Source organism: Pseudoduganella namucuonensis (assembly GCF_900116645.1).
GTDB classification, from domain to species: domain Bacteria; phylum Pseudomonadota; class Gammaproteobacteria; order Burkholderiales; family Burkholderiaceae_D; genus Rugamonas; species Rugamonas namucuonensis.
The window spans coordinates 42,380-63,805 of the sequence record NZ_FPBO01000035.1; the positions used below are offsets into that span (position 1 = coordinate 42,380).

The 21,426-nt window shown below is 66.4% G+C and carries 19 protein-coding genes; 2 read left to right on the forward strand and 17 right to left on the reverse strand.

The window, feature by feature from the left end; translation table 11 throughout:
- Positions 1–35: 35 nt before the first annotated feature.
- A complete protein-coding gene (locus BM436_RS28095) occupies positions 36–797 on the forward strand; it encodes a hypothetical protein (protein WP_143133333.1) in 762 nt (253 codons plus the stop codon).
- A gap of 2 nt (positions 798–799) precedes the next feature.
- The gene (locus BM436_RS28100; RefSeq protein WP_143133334.1) at positions 800–3,064 is read left to right on the forward strand and encodes a hypothetical protein; all 2,265 of its coding nucleotides are present in this window, start codon (positions 800–802) and stop codon (positions 3,062–3,064) included.
- Positions 3,065–3,067: 3 nt separating this feature from the next.
- Here the strand turns inward: BM436_RS28100 and BM436_RS28105 are convergent, their stop codons facing one another.
- The 17 genes from BM436_RS28105 to BM436_RS28185 all read right to left on the reverse strand — a co-directional run bounded on the left by BM436_RS28105 (position 3,068) and on the right by BM436_RS28185 (position 21,382).
- Complete coding sequence (locus tag BM436_RS28105; protein ID WP_093559005.1) at positions 3,068–3,976, reverse strand: DNA-3-methyladenine glycosylase 2; 909 nt, start codon at positions 3,974–3,976, stop codon at positions 3,068–3,070.
- Positions 3,976–4,863 carry a DMT family transporter gene (locus tag BM436_RS28110; RefSeq protein ID WP_093559007.1) on the reverse strand — a complete coding sequence of 296 codons (888 nt, stop codon included), beginning with the start codon at positions 4,861–4,863 and terminating at the stop codon, positions 3,976–3,978. Before BM436_RS28110 ends, BM436_RS28105 begins: the two co-directional genes overlap by 1 nt.
- Positions 4,864–4,956: 93 nt before the next feature.
- Entirely contained in the window at positions 4,957–5,973 is a 1,017-nt protein-coding gene (locus BM436_RS28115) for an XdhC family protein (RefSeq protein ID WP_093559009.1), read from the reverse strand.
- Positions 5,974–6,039: 66 nt separating this feature from the next.
- Positions 6,040–6,453, reverse strand: a complete 414-nt coding sequence (locus BM436_RS28120) for a surface-adhesin E family protein (RefSeq protein ID WP_093559011.1) — start codon at positions 6,451–6,453, stop codon at positions 6,040–6,042.
- Entirely contained in the window at positions 6,450–7,556 is a 1,107-nt protein-coding gene (locus BM436_RS28125; RefSeq protein WP_093559013.1) for a M48 family metallopeptidase, read from the reverse strand. Before BM436_RS28125 ends, BM436_RS28120 begins: the two co-directional genes overlap by 4 nt.
- Positions 7,557–7,568: 12 nt before the next feature.
- Positions 7,569–8,018: a dUTP diphosphatase gene (gene dut, locus BM436_RS28130; protein WP_093559015.1), complete on the reverse strand. Its 450-nt coding sequence runs from the start codon at positions 8,016–8,018 to the stop codon at positions 7,569–7,571.
- 9 nt (positions 8,019–8,027) lie between these two features.
- Complete coding sequence (gene coaBC, locus BM436_RS28135) at positions 8,028–9,248, reverse strand: bifunctional phosphopantothenoylcysteine decarboxylase/phosphopantothenate--cysteine ligase CoaBC (RefSeq protein ID WP_093559017.1); 1,221 nt, start codon at positions 9,246–9,248, stop codon at positions 8,028–8,030.
- Between the two features lie 23 nt (positions 9,249–9,271).
- Entirely contained in the window at positions 9,272–9,784 is a 513-nt protein-coding gene (lspA, locus tag BM436_RS28140; protein WP_093559019.1) for a signal peptidase II, read from the reverse strand.
- Positions 9,785–9,961: 177 nt separating this feature from the next.
- Complete coding sequence (gene ileS, locus BM436_RS28145) at positions 9,962–12,826, reverse strand: isoleucine--tRNA ligase (RefSeq protein ID WP_093559021.1); 2,865 nt, start codon at positions 12,824–12,826, stop codon at positions 9,962–9,964.
- 69 nt (positions 12,827–12,895) lie between these two features.
- Positions 12,896–13,867 (reverse strand): bifunctional riboflavin kinase/FAD synthetase, encoded by a 972-nt coding sequence (locus BM436_RS28150; RefSeq protein WP_093559023.1) that lies wholly within the window; start codon positions 13,865–13,867, stop codon positions 12,896–12,898.
- A 213-nt stretch (positions 13,868–14,080) separates the two neighbouring features.
- Positions 14,081–15,304, reverse strand: coding sequence for a tetratricopeptide repeat protein (locus BM436_RS28155; protein ID WP_093559025.1), 1,224 nt, complete (start codon positions 15,302–15,304; stop codon positions 14,081–14,083).
- Positions 15,305–15,372: 68 nt separating this feature from the next.
- Positions 15,373–15,804, reverse strand: coding sequence for an ExbD/TolR family protein (locus BM436_RS28160; protein WP_218164946.1), 432 nt, complete (start codon positions 15,802–15,804; stop codon positions 15,373–15,375).
- A 69-nt stretch (positions 15,805–15,873) separates the two neighbouring features.
- The gene (locus tag BM436_RS28165) at positions 15,874–16,299 is read right to left on the reverse strand and encodes an ExbD/TolR family protein (RefSeq protein ID WP_093559029.1); all 426 of its coding nucleotides are present in this window, start codon (positions 16,297–16,299) and stop codon (positions 15,874–15,876) included.
- 5 nt (positions 16,300–16,304) lie between these two features.
- Positions 16,305–17,219: a MotA/TolQ/ExbB proton channel family protein gene (locus tag BM436_RS28170; protein WP_218164947.1), complete on the reverse strand. Its 915-nt coding sequence runs from the start codon at positions 17,217–17,219 to the stop codon at positions 16,305–16,307.
- Positions 17,220–17,307: 88 nt separating this feature from the next.
- Positions 17,308–17,970: an energy transducer TonB gene (locus BM436_RS28175; RefSeq protein WP_093559031.1), complete on the reverse strand. Its 663-nt coding sequence runs from the start codon at positions 17,968–17,970 to the stop codon at positions 17,308–17,310.
- A gap of 583 nt (positions 17,971–18,553) precedes the next feature.
- Positions 18,554–20,092 (reverse strand): SpoVR family protein, encoded by a 1,539-nt coding sequence (locus tag BM436_RS28180; protein WP_093559033.1) that lies wholly within the window; start codon positions 20,090–20,092, stop codon positions 18,554–18,556.
- A gap of 21 nt (positions 20,093–20,113) precedes the next feature.
- Complete coding sequence (locus BM436_RS28185) at positions 20,114–21,382, reverse strand: YeaH/YhbH family protein (protein WP_093559035.1); 1,269 nt, start codon at positions 21,380–21,382, stop codon at positions 20,114–20,116.
- Positions 21,383–21,426: the final 44 nt, after the last annotated feature.

Sequence of the window (21,426 nt, forward strand, 5' to 3'; positions counted from 1 at the left end):
GTTCAACCGTGCTTTATGCTGCCTGGATGAGACGCTTGGCGCCCTTACTTTTGCTGCCGCCCCTGGTGCTCGCGCTGATCGGCTTGCGCGGCGGCGAGCCGGCGCCGCAACGGCATCCCGCGCTGGCCACGCTGCCCGCGCGCATGGTGTGGGCGTGGGAGCGGCCGGAGGACTTGCGCTGGCTGCCAAGGGACGTGGGCGTGGCCTATGTCGCGGCCAGCGTCGTGCTGCGCGGCGACGAGGCGATCGTCCATCCCCGCATGGCGCCGCTGCTGACGGCCGACGGCGTGGCCAGGGTGCCGGTGCTGCACGTGGACGCGTCCTGGCGCGAGCCGCCGGCGCTGAACGCGTTGCAGGCCGAGCGCGTGGTGCGGGAATTGCTGCGCGTGGCGCAACGCGGCAACCGCCACGTGGTGCAGCTCGACTTCGAGGTGCGCCGCTCGCAGCGTCCCTTCCTGGCGCGCGTGATGGCCGAGGCGCGCCGCCGCCTGCCGCCCGGGATGGCGCTGTCGGTGACCGCGCTGGCGTCCTGGTGCCTGGACGATCACTGGCTGCCGTCCGGCCTGGCCGACGAGATCGTGCCCATGGCCTTCCGCATGGGGCCGGGCGAACAGGCGCTGCGCCAGCGTCTGCGGCGCGACGGCTTCCCGCGGCACGCCTGCCGCCACGCGGCCGGCTACGCCACCGACGAACCGGGCCTGCGCGGCGTGAACCCGCGCAGCTATTATTTCTCTCCCCGTCCATGGACGCCCGCCACTTGGCGCGCCGAGACGAACCCCACCCAACCACCGACATGACCATGCGCCCGTCCCGACTACCTTCCTGCCTTGCCGCGGCATTGCTGCTGGCATTGCCGCGTGCCGCGCTGTCCAGCGGCGCCGACGGTTTCACCGACAACCGTTACGCCTCCCTCTACCAGGTGGCGCCCGCCGCGCTGGCGCAATACGCGGGCGGCGACCTGGGCGTGCTGCCCGGCACCTACTGGCGCATCTATCACTACCTGGCCTACCAGGCGGCGAAGGGCCGCGCCCTCACGGCGGGGCAACTGGCCGCGCTGGAGCTGGACCGCTGGCACGTGGGCAAGGGCAGCGATTGGGACTACGCGTACGAGCCCGAGAAAAACGGCAGCGGCGGCTGGAGCAAGGAGCGCGCCGCCTACGCCAGGCAATGGGGCCTGCCGGTCGACGTGAAGCTGGACGTGATGGGCGAGACCGACGACGGCAGCTATGTGAACTGCCATGGCGACGCCTTCCGCCAGGCCACCGTCACCTTGAAGGCGCGCGCGCAACTGGGCGCCGGCGGCAAGCCGGACGCGTGGCACAAGGCCTGGCTGCAAGGGCAGGACGCGGTGTTCGCCAACTGCCAGGAGCCGCCTCACCAATACGGCCAGCCGCGGCCCAAACGGGTGACGCGATTGCCGCCCGCGCCCGCCGCCGGGGCGCCGGATTGGCTGAAGGCCGACCATGCCTACCAGACCGCCGCCGCGTACTTCTATTCCCGCGATTTCGACGCCGCGCGCAAGCAGTTCCAGCTGGTGGCGCAGGACGCCAAGTCACCCTGGAAAACGCTGGGCGCCTATCTCGCCGCGCGCAGCCTGATACGCGCCGCCACGCTGGACGGCGAGGGCAAGGCGCCGGACCGCAACACCAAACTGCTGCAGGCGCGCAAGGAGCTGGAGGCGCTGGCGCCGTCGTTCGCGCCGGCGAAGCGGATGATCACGCTGGTGGACGCGCGCATCGATCCGGCGGCGCGCATCGCCGCGCTGGCGCGGCAGCTGGAACAGGAGCCCTTCGGCGCGGACACGCCGCGCCTGCTGAGCGATTACCTGGTTTTGCTGGACAAGCAGCCGCGCGCCGCCATGATCGCGGCGAAGGAGCCGCTCACCGCGTGGATAGGCGCGATGCAGGCCGAAGTCCCGGGCGACTACTTCGACGACGCGCGCGGCAAGGAAACGCAGCAGGTGCGCAAGGAGGCCATGGAAACCCTGCGCCAGCGCTGGCTGAATCAGCCGGACGCCCTGTGGCTGGCGCCCCTGCTCACGCTGGCCCACCCGGGCGAGTTGCGGGAGGCGGAGCGCAAGGCCGCCGCCGCCGTGCCGGCGAAACATCCACTCTACCTGGACCTGCAGTACCACCTGGCGCGGCTGGCCATCGCCGAGAAGCAGGCCGAGAAGGCGGACCGGGAGATCGACCGCCTGATGGCCGCCCACGGCAAGGCCATGTCCACGGCGACGGCCAACCGCTACCTGGCGCTGAAGATGGCGTCGGCCGGCACGCTGGACGCGTTCTTGGCCGCCGCGCCGCGCAAGCCGGACGGCGTGGAGCAGGGCGGGGCCATCGACGGCGCGCCGGCCGAAGCGGACACCGACGGGGACACCGACGAGGACTTCGCGTTGAGCGTGTTCCGTCACATGCCGATGAGCGAACTGAAGGCGCTGCTGGCGCATCCGCGCCTGCCGGCGAAATGGCAGGCGCCGCTGCGCGAGGCGACGATGGCGCGCGCCCTGATCCTGAACGACGAGGCGACGGCGCTGGCGCTGCTGGACGGCCTGGCGAAGGGGCGCAAGACCACCGGGCACCTGTATGCGCGCTACCGCAACGCGGCCAGCGGCGCGGAGCGCAAGCTGGCGGGCGCGCTGCTGCTGGTGAACACGCCGGAGCTCAATCCCAAGGTGATCGATGCCTTCGGCCGCGGCCGGGACTGGGGGTGCGGAAGCAGCGAGCCGGGCGAGGATGGCGGCGTGCCCGCGCAGCCGCCGCGCTATCTGGGCGCCGGACAACTCGCGGAGGCGGCAAAGGAACAGCAGGCATTGATGAGGCTCCCGCTGCGCACCGAATTCATCGCGCCGGCGCTGCTGGCGTGGGCGAAGCAGAAGCCCAGCGACGAGGAGGCGCCCAAGGCGCTGCATTTCCTGGTGGCGTCCACGCGCATGGAGTGCCCGTACGGTTCGGGCAAGGCGGAGAAGGAGCAGCCGCGCGCGCAGTATTCGCGCGAGGCCTTCAACCTGCTGCACAAGCACTACCCGAACAGCAAGTGGGCGAAGCAGACGAAGTACTACTATTGAATACTACGATTGACCGTCGTCGCCGCGCGGATGCAGGCTGGCCCACAGGTGCGCGGCGGCCATGGTGCGGTGGGGCGCGTAGCGCTTGAGGATGGCCTCGGTGCGCGCCATGTCCGGCTTGGCCTCTTCGCCCAGCAGCGCTTGCAGCGCGGCGCGGATGGCGACGTCGCCGTGCAGCGAGCAGTCGGCGTAGCCGTAGCCGCGCAGCAGGCCGTAGTTGACGGTCCACGGGCCGATGCCCTTCACCGCCAGCAGCGCCTTGCCGATGTCCTCGATGTCGTTGCCGGGGCCGGGCTCCAGGTTCAATTCACCGCTCGCCACCAGCGCGGAGAAGCGCAGCAGGGTTTCCGCCTTGGCGCGCGAGAATTTTCGGGTGAGCAGTTCGTCCGGATCCAGTCCGGCCGCGCTGGCGGCGTCCGGGTAGCACCACAGGCCGCCGCTGTGCCGGCGTCCGGCCCGCAGGATGAACGTGCGGCGCAGGGCGATCGCGAAGGGGAGGTTGATCTGCTGGCCGATGATGGCCCAGGTCAGCGCCTCGAACACCGTGGCCGACTGCACGATGCGCAGGCCGGGCTGGCGGCGCGACAGCTCGCCCAGCAGCGCGTCGCCGGCGGCGAAGTCGAGGAAGGGTTGCGGATCGATGCGCAGGCCGAGGATGTTGAGCGCGGCTTCCCTGGCCAGCGGCGCGACGGCGGCATGCGCCGCCGGGTCGCCGTCCGCCAGCACCGCGCAGGCGGCGCGGTCCGCGCCCAGGGCGATATCCAGCACCACCGGCACGCCGTCGAGCAGCACGCCCTTGCGCAAGCGGTCCGGCTTCACCTCCTCGGCCACGCTTTCCGCGTCACGGCCATGGAAGGCGAGCAGGTCGTGCAGGCGGTAGCCCCCGGGGAGGGCGATCTCGAAGCGCTCCATCACGCCGCCGATTTGCGCAGCCAGGACAGGTCGGGCTTGAAGCCCGTCACCAGCGCCGTGCCGACGATGACGATGGCCGCGCCGGCCACCGTGTACCAGCCCACCGTCTCGCCCAGGAACAGCACGCCCCACAGGATGCCGAACAGGGGGCTGATGAAGGTGACCGTCAGCGCCGAGGTGGCGCCCACGTCGCGCACCAGCTTGTAGTACAGCAGGTAGGCGACGCCGCTGCACAGCACACCGAGCGCCAAGGCGGCGCCGATGATGCCCGGCGTCGGTTCGCCGGGCGAGGGGAAGACGGCCAGCGACGGGATGGTGAGCAGCGAGGCGGCCCACATCGAGCCGTGCGCGTTGGCGAACGGTTCCACCGCCTTGGCCTGGCGCGCGTAGGTGCTGGCGATGCCGTAGTTGAAGGAGGCGAACACCGCGGCGGCGATGGCCAGGCCGGCGCCGGCCTGCGCGCTGGAGTGGTCGAAGCCCACCAGCAGCGCGACGCCGGCGGTGCCCAGCGCGAGGCCCAGCAGCACGCGGCCGCCCACCATCTGGCGCTGCCACACCGCGCCGAGCAGGGCGCCCCAGATCGGCGCGGTGGCGTTCAGCACCGACAGCACGGACGCGGACAGCGTGCGCGCGGCGTAGGCGAACAGCAGGAAGGGCAGGGCGGAGTTGAACAGCCCGAGGATCAGGTAATGCTTCCAGTGCTGGCGCAGGTCCAGCGGCTTTTTCATCATCAGGCCGACGATGGCGAGGAACAGGGCGGCGAACACCACGCGGTACTCGATCAGCACCGCCGGGCCGAGCACGGGCGCGGCGATGCGCATGAAGAGGAAGGAGCCGCCCCAGATCGCGGCTAGCAGGATAAGGCGCAGCAGGTTGGCGGTGCTCATGGGACTCCGGTAGTTGTATAGACTAGCGGTATTGTGGGGCAGCGCGGCCGGCCCCGCCAGCCGATTCTTGCTATTGAATCGCCATTGAGTCGCTCAGCGCACCAGGCAGGCGTTCGGCGTGGCCGATTCCGGCGTCAGCGCGGCGGCGTGGTTGAGCCGCAGCGCGGACGGCACGCCGTTCTTCACCGCCGTCATCTCGGCCAGGATGGAGATCGCGATCTCGGCCGGCGTCTTGCTGCCGATGTACATGCCGATCGGGCCGTGCAGCTTGTCCAGCTGCTCCGGCGTGACGTCGAACTGCAGCAGGCGTTCGCGCCGCTTGCCGTTGTTCAGGCGCGAGCCGATGGCGCCGACGTAGAAGGCGTCCGACTTCAGCGCCTCCATCAGCGCCAAGTCGTCCAGCTTGGGATCGTGCGTCAGCGCCACCACGGCGCTGCGGTGGTCCAGCCGCATCTGCTGCACCAGGTCGTCCGGCATGGCGTGCACCAACTGCGCGCCGTCGACCTGCCAGCCGGCGCGGTATTCCTCGCGCGGGTCGCAGACGGTGACGTGGTAGTCCATGGCGCTGGCGATCTGCGCCAGGAAGCGCGACAGCTGCCCGGCGCCGATGATCAGCAGCCGCCAGCGCGGGCCGTGCTGGGTGACCAGCTCGTTGCCGGCCAGTTCGAGGATGTTGCCGGCCGGGGCGGGGGCCAGCGCGACGGCGCCGGTGTCCAGGTTCAGGCGGCGTTCGACCAGCTGGCGCTGGTCCAGCATGGCGAGCAGCTCGGCGATGCGGCTGTGCGCGCCGATCGGCTCGATCGCCAGTTCGATGGTGCCGCCGCAGGGCAGGCCGAAGCGGTGCGCCTCGTCGGCCGTGATGCCGTAGCTGACCACCTCCGGGACGGTGCGGGTGATGCCGCGTTCGCGCACGCGGGCGATCAGGTCGTCCTCGATGCAGCCGCCCGAGACGGAGCCCACCACCGTGCCGTCGTCGCAAATGGCGAGGGTGGCGCCGATCGGGCGCGGGCTGGAGCCCCAGGTTTTCATCACGGTCACCAGTTCCGCGCGGTGGCCGGCGGCGATCCAGGCGGCGCTGGTTTTCAGTACTTCGAGGTCTATGCTGTCCATCGCGTGACTATACTATGGCGCGGGCGGGGCTGCAGGCGGCGCCGCGGATATGGCTTATCGGCGGGCTTATCGGCGCGGCCGCTTGCGGCACACGCGCTTGAAGGCGCTTTCGTTCACGCTGCCGGGCAGGATTTTCTCGGCGTCGTACTGCTCGTACTTGAACGTGCCCACCGCCTCGCCGCGTCCCATCGCCTCCGGATAGTAGCTCTGGGCCAGCAGGGTGGCGGTGCGCTCGCCGCAGGCGTAGGCGTATTGCGCCTTCACGGAGCGGTAGGTCTTGCCGTCCGGCGCGGTCTGCGGCCGGCGGTAGCTGCGCAGGGTCCAGGCCTTGCGGCCCTCGTCCTCGTCCTTGATGTCGCGCTGGTCGATATACAGCTCGCTGGCGCTGTTGCCGCTGACGCGCGTCCAGGCCTGGTCGCCGGCCTTGGCGCAGAGCGGGGCGCAGGCGCACAGCAGCATCAGTGCCAGCGTGGTTTTCATGGCAGCAGCGGCTTTTTCGCGGCCAGCTTGGCCTTGATCTCGGCGACCGTGCGGTCGATGGCGGCCATGCGCTGGGCGGTGCCGGGGTGCACCGCCGTGTAGCCGTTCAGCACCGTGGCCGGATACTGGCTGGCCAGGCGCTGCCAGAACGGCTTGGCGTGGTCGATGTTGTAGCCGGCGCGCGCCAGCATGTACAGCGCCAGGCTGTCGGCCGCCGCGTCCATGTCGGCCGGCACCGCCTTGATGCCGGCGCCGCCGATCAGCAGCGACAGGTCCGGCTTGGCGCGCACCAGGTTGTCGATCATGCTGCCGACGGTGGCCGAATTGCGCATCGCGCCCGGGTGGCCCAGCACGTTGTGCGCGATGTCCTTGGCCATCACGAAGGCGATCGCCTCGTCGCTTTGCGCGAAGTTGATCATGCCGCGCGTGATCAGCACGCGCGAGCCGTCGGCGTAGGAATTGATGTTGTCCGAGTTGCCCAGGTTGACGCGGATGGCGCAGGCGCGCGTGACCGGCACCTTCAGGGTCTGGTTGTTGCCGGTGCGGGCGATGGTCACGTCCAGCGCGGCGCGGCTGCCGACCAGCGGGCCGAGCACCTCGGCCGCCTGCACCTCGGCCTCGGGGCCGCCCGGCAGCTGCTTGCCCTCCACCGCCATCAGGTTGTCGCCCTTGCGCAGGCCGGCGCGGGCGGCGCCGCTGCCGGCCAGCACGGAGCTCACCTGCAGCCGCTCGCCGTAGCCCAGCACGGCCACGGAGGCCTCGTTGTATTCGCCCGGGTAGGAATAGCGGTTCTGCGCGGTGAAGCCGAGCAGGTTGCGCGCCTGCGTGCGGCACAGGTCGGCGTTGTTGATCAGCAGCGGCGCGGAGACGCGCGACAGGCGGTCCTGCAGCGCGACCATGGTCTTCAGCGAACCCTGCGCGGCGGCGGCGCGCGCCGACAGCGCGGGCGCCTCGGGGTCGGACGGCCTGGCGGAGGCGGGCGGCTGCGCGGGCTGCGGCGTTTGCGGCAATAGCGTCGAACAGCCCGTCAGCAGCAACGCCGCCGCGCCCGCGAGCGCCGTCGCCCCGCCTGTAACCCGTTTCCCGAATGCCTTGCCTGCCATGGATCCTGTTCCTTAGTGTTTGCCGGTGCTGCCGAAGCCGCCTTCGCCGCGTTCGCTGTCACCGAATTCCTCCACTACGTCGAAGCCCACCTGCAGCACCGGCACGATAATCAGTTGGGCCAGGCGCTCCATGGGGTTCAGCGTAAACGTGTTTTGACCCCGGTTCCAGGTGGACACCATCAGTTGTCCCTGGTAGTCGGAGTCGATCAAGCCTACCAGATTCCCCAGCACGATGCCGTTCTTGTGGCCCATGCCGCTGCGCGGCAGGATCATGGCGGCGTAGCCCGGATCGGCGATGTGGATGGCCAGGCCGGTGGGCACCAGCACGGTCTGGCCGGGCTCGATGACGATGGGCGCGTCGACGCAGGCGCGCAGGTCCAGGCCGGCGCTGCCGGGGGTGGCGTAGGCCGGCATCTGGTCTTTCATGCGCGGATCGAGGATTTTGACGGCGATGTTTTTCATGGTGCGTGCTTATTGAAAGAGGGAGTGCTTGTCGATCCGTTTCGAGATCTCTGAAATGAGCTGGCGCGCCAGCGTGAGCTTGTCGGCGCGCGGCAGGATGGTGTGGCCGTTTTCGTCGAACAGGATGATGGTGTTGTCGTCCTGGCCGAAGGTGTGGTGGCCGATGTTACCGACCAGCAGGGGGATGCCTTTCTTTTCGCGCTTGGCGGCGCCGTATTCGAGCAGGTTCTCCGATTCGGCGGCGAAGCCCACGCAATACGGATAGCCGGCCAGGCTGGTGCGCGCGGCCACGGTGGCCAGGATGTCGGGGTTCTGTTCGAACTTCAGGTCCGGCACGGCGCCGTCGGCGGTCTTCTTGACCTTCTGCGTGCTGGGGTTGACCACGCGCCAGTCGGCCACGGCGGCCACCGAGATGAACACGTGCTGGCCGTGCACCGACGCCATCACGGCGTCGTGCATCTGCTGCGCGCTTTGCACGTTGAGGCGCTGCACGCCGAACGGCGTGGGCAGCGCGGTGGGACCGGACACCAGGATCACCTCCGCGCCGGCCTCGCGCGCGGCGCGCGCCACGGCGTAGCCCATCTTGCCCGAGGACAGATTGGTGATGCCGCGCACCGGGTCGATGGCCTCGAAGGTGGGGCCGGCGGTCACCAGGATGCGCTTGCCCGCCAGGACCTTGGGCTGGAACGACGCCACCAGTTCGGCCAGCAGCTGGTCCGCCTCCAGCATGCGGCCCATGCCCACCTCGCCGCAGGCCTGCTCGCCGGCGGCGGGGCCGAAGACGGCGATGCCGTCGTCGCGGATCTGCTGCACGTTGCGCTGGGTGGCGGGGTTCTGCCACATCTCCACGTTCATGGCCGGCGCCACCAGCAGCGGCACGCCGCCCGGACGGGCCAGGCACATGGTCGACAGCAGGTCGTCGCACACGCCGTGCGCCAGCTTGTAGATGAAGTCCGCCGAGCAGGGCGCGACCAGGATCGCGTCGGCGCCGCGGGTGGCGTCGATGTGGGCCATGTTGTTGTCCACGCGCGGGTCCCACTGGCTGGTGTAGACCGGCTTGCCGGACAGCGCCTGCATGGTGACGGCGGTGATGAAGTGGGTGGCCGCGTCGGTCATCACGACCTGCACCGAGGCGCCCTCCTTGGTCAGCGCGCGGCACAGCTCCGCCGCCTTGTAGCAGGCGACGCCGCCGGACAGGCCGAGGACGATTTTCTTGCCGGTCAATTCCATCGCTATTCCTTCTTGCTTCGTGTTTATTTGTTCACCCTGCGCAGTTCATCGAGGATGAACAGGCCGGCGCCGATGCAGATGGCGGTGTCGGCCACGTTGAAGGCCGGGAAGTGGCCGATGCCGCGCCAGTGGAAATCGAGGAAGTCGACCACGTGGCCGTACACCATGCGGTCGATCACGTTGCCCACCGCGCCGCCCAGGATCAGCGCCATGGCCCAGCAGAACAGGCGCTGGCTGGCGTGCTTCTTCAGCAGGTAGACGATGAACAGCGCCGCGCCGACGCCGATGGCGGTGAAGAAGTAGCGCTGCCAGCCGCCGGCGTTGCCCAGGAAGCTGAAGGCCGCGCCCTTGTTGTAGGCCAGCGTGAGGTTGAAGAAGGAGGTGATGAACATGTCCTCGCCGTAGCGGAAGGTCTTGTTGATCGTGATCTTGGTGATCTGGTCCAGCAGGATGATGATGGACGCGATGCCCAGCCACGGGGCCAGGCCGCCGCCGCTGGAGGATTGAGTCGAGAAGCTTTTTTGTCTGGTGGCCATAGGACTTTGTAATGGAAACGTGGTGGATGTCCGCAATCTCGTAACACGGTGACCGTAGGGCGGAGTGCGCAACGCGCATTCCGCCGGATGCATGCGGGCCTGCGCGCATCCGGCGGAATAGCGCTGGCGCGCTACTCCGCCCTACGTGTCCCATTCAACGGGGGCGGGTGCGCGATTTTACGCGTACTGGCGCTTTTCGCCCGCGCCGAACAGGTTGCTGTGGCAGCGGCCGCACAGTGTGGCGTGGTCGGCGTGGGCGCCGACGTCGGCGCGGTAGTGCCAGCAGCGCTCGCACTTGGCCGCCTCGGACGCGGCCACCGTCACCGCCTCGTCGGCCTCCGCCGCCACTTCCTCGGCCAGCGCCTGGGAGGTGATGAACACGAACTTCAGGTCGTCCCCCAGGCTGGCCAGCAGCTGGTACTTGTCGCCGGCGGCCTTGATGCGCAGTTCCGCCTGCAGCGAGGAGCCGATCGCGCCCGAGGTGCGCAGGTCTTCCAGCTGCTTGGTCACGTCGGCGCGCACCGCGCGCAGGGCCGTGTACTTGGCCAGCAGCGCCTCGGCGCCGGCCACGGCGGGCAGTTCCCAGTACGTTTGCGTGAAGATGGTCTCGTCGCTGGCCTTGAGCGCCTCGGCGCCGGCGAACACCGCCCACGCCTCCTCGGCGGTGAACGACAGCATCGGCGACATCACGCGCAGCAGGCTTTGCGTGATGTGCCACAGCGCCGTCTGCGCCGAGCGGCGCGCGTGCGAATCCACGGCGGAGGTGTACAGGCGGTCCTTCAGGATGTCCAGGTAGAAGCCGCCCAGGTCCTCGGAGCAGAAGTTCTGCAGCTTGGACACCACCGGATGGAACTCGTAGTTCTCGTAGTGCTGCGCGATCTCGCCCTGCAGCGCGGCCATGTTGACCAGCGCGTAGCGGTCGATCTCCAGCAGTTCGGCCACCGGCACGCTGTGCCTGGCCGCGTCGAAGTCCGAGGTGTTGGCCAGCAGGAAGCGCAGCGTGTTGCGGATGCGGCGGTACGACTCGGTCACGCGCTTGAGGATCTCGTCGGAGATCGACAGCTCGCCGGTGTAGTCGGTGGCGGCCACCCACAGGCGCAGGATGTCGGCGCCCAGCTTGTTCGACACGTCCTGCGGCGACACGGTGTTGCCGACCGACTTGGACATCTTCTTGCCCTCGCCGTCGACCACGAAGCCGTGCGTCAGCAGCGCCTTGTAGGGCGGCGCGCCGTTCAGCATGGAGGACGTCAGCAGCGAGGAGTGGAACCAGCCGCGGTGCTGGTCCGAGCCTTCCACGTACAGGTCGGCCGGGAATGCGCTTTGCTCCCTATGCGAACCGCGCAGCACCGTCTGGTGCGTGGTGCCGGAGTCGAACCACACGTCCAGCGTGTCCTTGTTCTTCTCGTACAGCGCCGCCTCGTCGCCCAGCAGCGTGGCCGGATCGAGCGCCTGCCATGCGTCGATGCCGCTCTTTTCGATCAGCAGGGCGATTTGTTCCAGCAGTTCCGGGGTGCGCGGGTGCAGGTCGCCGGTTTCCTTGTGGATGAAGAAGGCCATCGGCACGCCCCACTGGCGCTGGCGCGACAGGGTCCAGTCCGGACGGTTGGCGATCATGCCGTGCAGGCGCGCCTGGCCCCAGTCCGGGAAGAAGCGGGTGGCGTCGATGCCTTTCAGCGCGGTCTGGCGCAGGGTGGCGCCGCCGTCCTTCGGGTGCGCGTCCATGCCGGCGAACCACTGCGAGGTGGCGCGGTAGACGATGGGGGTCTTGTGGCGCCAGCAGTGCATATAGCTGTGGTCGAACATCTTCAGTTCGAACAGGGCGCCGGCCTCGCGCAGCGCGTCGCAGATCGGCTTGGACGCCTCCCAGATCGTCAGGCCGCCGAACAGCGGCAGCGTGGACACGTATTTGCCGTCGCCCATCACCGGTTTCAGGATCTCGTCGTCCTTCATGCCGTGCGCCTTGCAGGAGATGAAGTCGTCCAGGCCGTAGGCGGGCGCCGAGTGGACCACGCCGGTGCCGCTCTCGGTGGTCACGTACTCGGCCAGGTACATCGGCGAGTGGCGGTCGAAGAAGGCGTCGCGCGCGTGCAGCGGGTGCTTGAAGCGGATGCCGGCCAGCGCCGCGCCGGCGCAGGTGCCGATGGTGGTGCCTTCGAGCTTGTAGCGCGCCAGGCAGGATTCAACCAGGTCCTGCGCCAGGATCAGCAGCAGCGGCTGGCCGTCGCGGGTGGTTTCCACCAGCGCGTATTTGACTTCCGGGTGCACGTTGAGCGCCTGGTTGGACGGGATGGTCCAGGGCGTGGTGGTCCAGATGACGATGAAGCCGTTCTCGGTCGGCAGCTTCGGCAGGTCGAAGGCGGCGGCCAGCTTGTCATGCTCGGCGAAGGCGAAGCCGACGTCGATGGCCGGGTCGCGCTTGTTCTGGTATTCCACTTCCGCCTCGGCCAGCGCCGAGCCGCAGTCGAAGCACCAGTTCACCGGCTTCAGGCCGCGGTAGACATAGCCTTTTTCCAGCATCTTGCCGAGCGCGCGCAGCTCGTCGGCCTCGTTGCTGAAGTTCATGGTCAGGTAGGGGTTCTCCCACTCGCCCAGCACGCCCAGGCGGATGAAGTCCTTCTTCTGGCGCTCGATCTGCTCGTGCGCGTAGGCGCGCGCCTTGCTCAGCACCTCGGCGGTCGGCAGGTTCTTGCCGTACTGTTTTTCGATCTGGATCTCGATCGGCATGCCGTGGCAGTCCCAGCCCGGCACGTAGGGCGCGTCGAAACCGGCCATGGTGCGCGACTTGACGACCATGTCCTTGAGGATCTTGTTGACGGCGTGGCCGATGTGGATGTCGCCGTTGGCGTAGGGCGGGCCGTCGTGCAGCACGAACCTCGGCCGGCCGGCGGCCGCCTTGCGGATGCGGTGGTAGATCTTCTTCTCTTGCCAATCCTTGACCCAGTTCGGCTCGCGCTTGGCGAGGTCGCCGCGCATCGGGAACGGGGTCTCGGTCATGTTGACCGGGTATTTGCTTTCAGCCTTCTTTGGTTTGTTGTCGGACATGGTGTTCTTCAGATGTGGTGTATCGGTGAGCGTTGGGTGCCGCGGAGGGGCGCGCGGCGCGCGCGGCGCTCAAATTCGGTCGGTGGCGGTGACGGCGCCGCCGCGCCGGGCGAACCAGGCGCGCGCCTCGGCCGCGTCGCGGTCGATGGCGGCGGTCAGCGTGGGCAGATCGATGAACTTTTCCTCGTCGCGTATCTTGTGCAGGAACTCGACGCGCACGTTGCGGCCGTAGCAGGCCCGCGCGTAGTCGAAGATGTGCACCTCGAGCAGCACGCGGCCGGCGTCCTCCACGGTCGGGCGCACGCCCAGGCTGGCCACGGCGGGCAGCGGCTGGTCGGCCAGGCCGTGCACTTGCACCACGAAGATGCCGCCCAGCGCGGGGCGGTGCGGCACGCGCAGGTTCAGCGTCGGGTAGCCCAGGGTGCGGCCCAGCTTCTGGCCGTGGATCACGTGGCCGGAGATCGAGTACGGGTGGCCCAGCAGCTGCTCGGCGTGGTGGAAGCTGCCGGAGGCCAGCGCGGCGCGCACGGCCGAGGAGGAGATCCGGTGGTCGCCGTTCATCACGGTGGGCAGCGTCTCGACCTCGAAGCCGTAGTGCTTGCCGGCCTCGATCAGCATCTGCACGTTGCCGGCGCGGCGGGCGCCGTAGCAGAAGTCGTCGCCGACCATCAGCCATTTCACGTGCAGGCCGTCGACCAGCACGCGCTCGGTGAATTCCCGCGGCGTCAGCGCGGCGAAGGCGGTGCCGAAGTGCTCGACGATGACGCGGTCGATGCCGTTGTTCGACAGCGATTGCAGCTTGTCGCGCAGGTTGGCGATGCGGGCCGGGGCTTTCGACAGGTCGCCCGCCTTCTGCGCGAAGAACTCGCGCGGGTGGGGCTCGAAGGTCATCACGGCCGCCTCCAGGCCCAGGCGGTCGGCGGCGGCGCGGACGCGCGCGAGCAGGGCCTGGTGGCCGCGGTGGACACCGTCGAAGTTGCCTATGGTTAATGCGCAGGGCGCGCGCGCTGCAGCATTGGGTAGTCCGCGAAATACCTTCATGGGAATCTTGGGGGCGAAAAACTGGGCTAAATGGGGGATTATACGGGGTGCGACGGGGATTCACACAAGGAATGCCTGGAGCGCCAAAACCAGATGCGGAATCCGGGGTCGGACCCGCGGGGTCCGACCCCGGCCTTTTGCCCTTGGGTTGGCCCCAAAAAAAACGCCGCCTGCGGGGCAGGGCGGCGTTTTCGGCGTGCGCGGGGCGGCCGCTTACATCGGGTGGTTGGTCTGCATGATCCAGTAGCGGGCCAGCTCGGCCTCGCCGTTGGTGCCCTTGACCGATTTCAGCGTGGCCAGGCCGGCGGCCTTCTTGCCGGCGTTGATCTGGGCCAGGCCGTAGTGCAGCTTCATCTCTTCCGGACGCTTGGCGGTGCCGAACTTCAGCGCCTGCTCGATCAGTTTCAGGCCGGCGTCGCCCTTGCCCTCGCTGACCATGGCGTAGCCCAGGTTGGCCAGGCCGTCGGCGTCCTTGTTCTTCAGCAGCTCGGCTTCCTGCGTGGCGCGGTTCTTCACGGCCTCGGCTTCGGTCTTCAGCGCCAGGTCCTTCAGGCGCTGGTGGCGGCCGGCGTCGGCGCCGGTGCCCAGCGCGCCCTTCTTGTAGCCCTGGTCGATGATCTTCAGCGCCTCGGCGGTGTTGCCGGTCTGCAGCGACAGCTGGCCCATTTCCATGTAGTCGGCCGGCTTGGCCAGCAGGCCCAGCGCCAGCTTCAGGCGCAGCACGTCCAGGTTCAGCGAGCTGGAGAAGCCGGGCTTGCCCACCACGCGGTTCAGCAGGTCGGCCCAGTAGCTGGTCTTCGGATAGCCGCCGGCCAGTTTTTCCAGGGTCTGCACGTAGCCGGCCTTGTCGTTCTGCTTCAGCTGGATGTTGGCCAGCATCTGCAGTTGGGCCTCGGAGGCCTTGCCGTTCGATTGCAGTTCCTTGGCCGCCTCGGCGTACTTGCCGCTGATGTAGTAGGTCTGGGTCAGCAGTTCGCGCATCTGCGTGTCGCCCGGATTGTCCTTCAGCGCGCGCTGGATCCAGGTGATGGCTTTCGGGTAGTCCTTGGCGCGGTAGTAGAGGCCGGCCAGGGCTTGCGTGAATTTCGGGGCCTCGGCGGCGGACAGGCGGCCGGAGTTGACCACCGCCTCGAACGCGCGGGCGGCGGTGTCGTTGTCGCCGGCGGCCGCGGCCGCCGAGGCGCGCACGCGCTCAATCTGGTATTTCTCGAATTCGGACTTGCCGCCAACCGCGTCGGCGTCTTTCAGCTTGGCCAGCGCTTCCTTGTTCTTGCCCGCTTGCGCCAGCTTCTGCGCCTCCTGCAGCGGCTTGCCGACTTCGGCGCGGACCGTGTCGGCGGCGTGCGCGATCGAGGTCAGGCCGACCATGGGGGCCGCGGCGTTGAAACCGATGGCGGCCATCACCAGGCCGAGATGAGCGAGACGAAACTTGGTCATGGGGAAGTAATCTTTCTTAAAAACGAAATAGGCAGGGGATGCCTGCCTATCGTGGAAAATAATACCGGTTATTGGAACTGTTCGTTGCCGACCAGACCAATCTTGGTCACGCCCAGGCGCTGGGCCGAAGCCATCACGCCCGCCACCGCGTCGTACGACACCAGCTTGTTCGGACGCAGATGCACCTCCGGCTGGTCGGCCTGCGCCGCCACGGTCATCAGCTTCGATTCCAGCGTGGGACGGTCGGGGATGACCTGGTTGTCCCACAGGATCGTGCCGTCGAAGTCGACGTCGATCGTGATCACCACCGGCTCCTTGGTGGGCGGCGGCGGGGTGCCGACCGGCATGTTCAAGTTGACGGAGTGGTTCGCCTTTGGAATCGTGATAATCAACATGATGATCAGCACAAGCATGACGTCGATCAGCGGCGTCATGTTCATTTCCATCATTGGTTCTGGCTCGGCGTTGCTACCGCCACTCGAACCGACATTCATACTCATGTGTGTTCCTTTCAGAAGATCCGTCCGGACCGTGTGGCGTCCGGACGGCGGGGGCGACCCCCTGTGGTGTTAGCCCCTGTCAGGCGGTTCCGTGATGAAACCGACCTTCTGGATGCCAGCACGCTGGGTGGTGTAGATCACCTTGCCGATGAATTCGTAGCGCGTACCGCGGTCGCCACGCACATGCACTTCCGGCTGCGGGACCTTCACCGCCTCGACCTTCAGGAAATCGAACAGCTCATTCGTATCGGCCATGCGCTTCTGGTTCCAGTAAATGTCGCCATCCTTGTTGACCACGATGTTGACATTTTCCGGCTTGGTCTGAATCGCCTGGTTGGTCTCTTTCGGCAGTTCAATCTTCTGCAGCTTGAGCACAACCGGGCTCGTCACCAGGAAGATGATCAGCAGAACCAGCATGACGTCGACCAGCGGCGTCGTGTTGATCTCTGAGAGGACTGCGTCTTCTCCGCTATCGGAGCCTACGGACATCGACATGGCGTTTACCCGACCTTCTTACCAGCCTGTGCCGCGCCTTGGCTGGTGGACATCGCGCCGGAGATCAGCACGGAGTGCACGTCGGCGGAGAAGGAACGCACGTCTTCCATGGCGGTCTTGTTGCGGCGAACCAGCCAGTTGTAACCCAGCACGGCTGGAACGGCGACCAGCAGACCCAGCGCGGTCATGATCAGCGCCTCGCCCACCGGGCCGGCCACTTTGTCGATCGACGCGTTACCGGTCATGCCGATGTTGGTCAGCGCGCCGTAGATACCCCAAACGGTACCGAACAGACCGATGAACGGGGAGGTCGAACCAACGGTCGCCAGGAACGACAGGCCGTCTTGCAGACGCGATTGCACTTTGTCGACGGCGCGCTGGATCGACATCGTCACCCAGGTCGACAGGTCGATTTGTTCCAGCAGGGCGCCGTCGTGGTGGGCGGTGGCCTTGGTGCCGGTTTCAGCGATGAAACGGAATGGCGAGCCTTCGGTCAGCGTGGCGGAGCCGGCGGCGATGGAGGAGGCTTTCCAGAACTTGGCCGAGGTTTCCTTGGCTTGCTTGAAGATCTTCATCTGGTCGATCAACTTGGTGATGATGATGTACCACGAACCCATGGACATCAGGGCCAGGATGATCAGGGTGGCGCGTGGCACGAAGCCGCCGTTCCACACCGCCTGGAAGCCGAACGGGTTTTCCACTTCTTCCATGTTGCCGTGGCCGCCGGCGGCCGGCGCTGCTGCTGGAGCTGCCGCATCTGCTGCTGGTGCTGCCGCCGCATCCGCTGGAGCTGCTGCTGGGGCCGACGCGGCCGGAGCAGCCGTATCGGCCATGGCTGGGGCGCTGACCAGAGCGGTGGCTGCGGTCACCGAGAACAGCACTGCGGCCAGTACAGCGGACAAACGGGTATTCTTAAACATGCTTCCTCCAAATTGATAAAATAATCAGTTCGCTGAAATATCAACGAATATTGCTGCTAAGTTGAGACGGTGTTTTGTCCCGTTTTTTTTATTCCAGCGTCCAGACGTATTGCATTTGCATCCATGCTTCTTCTGGCTTGCCATCGGTCATGCCAGGTTTGAACCTGCACCTGCCGATGCCGTTCACCGCGGCCTTGTCCAGGTCCCGGAAGCCACTGGATTTCACGACCTTGGATTCCTTGACGGCGCCGTCCGTACCAATCAGGAACGACAGCGTCACGGTACCGGTCTCTTCATTACGCAGCGACGATTTCGGCCACTCGGGCTTGGCGCAAGTGCTGAAATCGGCCACCGCGGGAATGTGCACCGACTTTGCGGGAGGCGCTGGCGGTGCCGGCGGTGCGGCCGGCGCAGGCTTCTGCAGTTCGTTCGTCGCAGGTTTCACGTTCGTCGCGTTGGCGATCGTGTTCTGTGGCGGCGGTGGCTGCTGCACGTTCACCTCGACCGGAGGGATGAAGGGCGGTGGTGGCGCTTTCATCTCTGGCGGTGGTGGCGGCGGCGGCAGTTCCTTGGGCGGCGGAGGAGCGACCTCCTCGATGATCTTGGTCTCAACCGGTTCGATCATTTTGGCGACCAACCGCTTGCCCAAGCCCGTCACGATCCCGTAGCCAATCAGGATGTGTAACAGGATTACGATGGTAATACCTGTGTAATTCTTCCCGGTATCTTTCTCGTTATGCGTGAAATTCATGCCTGCTTTCTCCAATACCAACTCTTTTGTACTACTTGAACCCCGTCATGACGACACAACCCTCCAGTCGCACCCGGGACGTCGGCGAATTATACATACGAATTCTCGAATTTACATAGAATTTTGACCTTTAAAACCGGTTAAATTTCATGTGCTTATTGGCATTTCCTGCCTTGCTGCTGCACCGTTCTGGCACAAAAAGCAAGAACTCCCGGCACAATTTTGGGGCGCTGATTTTTGTGGCATTATGATATTAACCGTAATGATTGAATAACAAAATTTCGTTCATTGAAAATACGGTTTTACATCATAAAAGTTCGGGTGTCGGCGTTGTGGTTCCGCAACTCTAAGTACTTACGCGGATATGAAGTTTAGTAGAAATCCGGCCGTTTTTGCTAAAAAAACAGTCGAAAATTTTCAGGGAATGTTATGCAACCGGCATGTTTTCGACGGGTCCAGACCCGTCCAACGGTCGCGGCAGGGGAAGTGCCGGGGCGGGCCTGGTTCCCGCCCCCAAAAACAGCCTTTCAGACGGCCTTTCAGGGCCCTCCGGACGGGCCTCGAATGGCCCTCGAACGGACCCTCAAATGGCCCGGTTGCGCTTCTCGCGCTTCACTTCCAGGGTGTTGACGACGTTCCCGTGGGGATCGACCGTTTCCAGGTGCACATCGAAGCCCCACAGCCGCGCGACGTGCTTGAGCACCTCGTTGGCCTGCTGGTTCAGCGGGCGCCGGTTGAACTGGGTGTGGCGCAGGGTCAGCGCGCGGTCGTCGCGCGTGTTGACCGACCAGACCTGGATGTTCGGCTCCCGGTTGCCCAGGTTGTACTGCTCGGCCAGCTGCTGGCGCACGTAGCGGTAGCCCAGGTCGTCGTGGATGGCGGACACGGCCAGCTTCTCGTTCTTGTCGTCGTCCAGCACGGCGAAGAAGTGGAACTCGCGGATCAGCCGCGGCGACAGGTACTGCGCGATGAAGCTCTCGTCCTTGAAATTGCGCATGGCGAAGTCCAAGGTCTTGCGCCAGTCGCTGCCGGCGATGTCGGGGAACCATTCGCGGTCCTCCTTGGTCGGGTTCTCGCAGATGCGGCGGATGTCCGTCATCATCGCGAAGCCCAGCGCGTACGGGTTGATGCCGTTGTAATAGGGGCTGTGCACCGGCGGCTGGTAGACCACGTTGGTATGGCTCTTGAGGAACTCCATCATGAAGCCCTCGGCCACCACGCCCTCGTCGTACAGCTGGTTCAGGATGGTGTAGTGCCAGAACGTGGCCCAGCCCTCGTTCATCACCTGGGTCTGGCGCTGCGGGTAGAAGTACTGGCTGATCTTGCGCACGATGCGCACCATCTCGCGCTGCCACGGCTCCAGCAGCGGCGCGTATTTCTCGATGAAGTACAGCAGGTTCTCCTCCGGCTCGGGCGGGAAGCGCGGCATCGGCTTGTTGACCTCCTCCTCCTCGCGCCGCGGCACGGTGCGCCACAGGTCGTTGATCTGCGACTGCAGGTATTCCTCGCGCTCCTTCTGCTTGAGCTGCTCCTGGTACAGCGACAGCTTGGCCGGGCGCTTGTAGCGGTCCACGCCGTAGTTCTGGATCGCGTGGCAGGAGTCCAGCAGCATCTCGACCGCGTCGATGCCGTGGCGCTGCTCGCACTCGGCGATGTAGTTCTTGGCGAACACCATGTAGTCGACGATGGCCTCGGCGTCGGTCCAGGTGCGGAACAGGTAGTTGCCCTTGAAGAAGGAGTTGTGGCCGTAGGCCGCGTGCGCGATCACCAGCGCCTGCATGGTCAGGCTGTTCTCCTCCATCAGGTAGGCGATGCAGGGGTTGGAGTTGATGACGATCTCGTACGCCAGGCCCATCTGGCCGCGCTTGTAGCCCTTCTCGGTCGACAGGAAGTGCTTGCCGAACGACCAGTGGTTGTACGAGACCGGCATGCCGACCGAGGTGTAGGCGTCCATCATCTGCTCGGCGGTGATGATCTCCAGCTGGTTCGGGTAGGTGTCCAGCCCGAAGCTCTGCGCGACGCGCTTGATCTCCTCGTGCGCCTGTTCGATCAGCTCGAACGTCCATTCCGACTGCTCCGGCAGCGCGCGCGGATGGGGAATACGTTTGGTCATCTGGTTCATAGCGGCACTCGGTTGTCGCCCTTACTTGGGCTGCTTCTTGAACAGTTCGCGGAACACCGGATAGATGTCGGCGGGCGTGACGATCTTCTGCATCGCGAAGTGCGGGTGGAAGTCCGGCACGGTCGCGTACTGCTCCCACAGGTTCTGCGGCGGCCCGTCGGTGATCTCGACATAGGTGTAGTACTGCACCTTGGGCATGATGGTGTTCACCAGCAGCTGCTTGCACAGCATGGAGTCGTTGTCCCAGTTGTCGCCGTCCGAGGCCTGGGCCACGTAGCTGTTCCAGGAGCCGGCGCCGTAGCGCTCGTCGATGATCTTGTTGAGCAGGTGCAGCGCCGACGACACCACCGTGCCGCCCGACTCGCGCGAGTGGAAGAATTCGTTCTCGTCCACCTCGGCCGCGGCCGTGTGGTGGCGGATGAAGACCACTTCGATCTTGTCGTACACGCGCTTGAGGAACAGGTACAGCAGGATGAAGAAGCGCTTGGCGGTGTCCTTGCGGCTCTCGTCCATGGAACCGGACACGTCCATGATGCAGAACATCACGGCCTGCGTCATCGGCTTGGGCACCTTGACGCGGTTGCTGTAGCGCAGGTCGAACGGGTCGATGTAGGGGATGGCCAGGATGCGGGTGTGCAGGTGGTGGATCAGCTTCTTCAGTTCCACCACGTACGGGTCCTCCATCGGCGCGCCGGCCTCCAGCAGCGCCTGCAGTTCGGCCTCGGCCTCGAGCAGCTTCTTGCGCGACGGGCCGCCGACGGCGATGCGCCGGCCCAGCGCGCCGCGCAGCGAGCGCAGCACGTGGATGTTGGACGGCGTGCCGGACACGGTGTAGCCGGCGCGCATGTTCTTGAATTCGGTGGTGGCCGCCAGCTGGGTCTTGACCAGGTTGGGCAGTTCCAGGTCCTCGAAGAAATAGTTCATGAATTCTTCGCGCGACAGTTCGAAGATGAAATCGTCCTCGGAGGTCTGGTCGCTGTTGCCGGCCTTGCCGCGGCCGGAGCCGCCGCCGCCCTTGGGACGGTTGATCAGGTCGCCCTTCTGGTATTCCTGGTTGCCGGGATTGATCACTTCCCACACGCCGCCATGGGCGTGGCCGAACGAGGGCTCGTTCACGTCCTTGACGGGAATCGAGACTTTTTCGCCATTTTCAACGTCCGTGATGGAGCGGCCCTTGATGGCGCGCCCGACCGCATCCTTGATCTGGCTCTTGTAGCGGCGCAAGAAGCGTTCGCGGTTGACCGCGGACTTGTTCTTGCCTTGCAAACGACGGTCTATGAGGTAAGTCAAAATGCCTCCTGCAGCTGCTTGGGTTCCGGCGCCGGGCAGGGCGG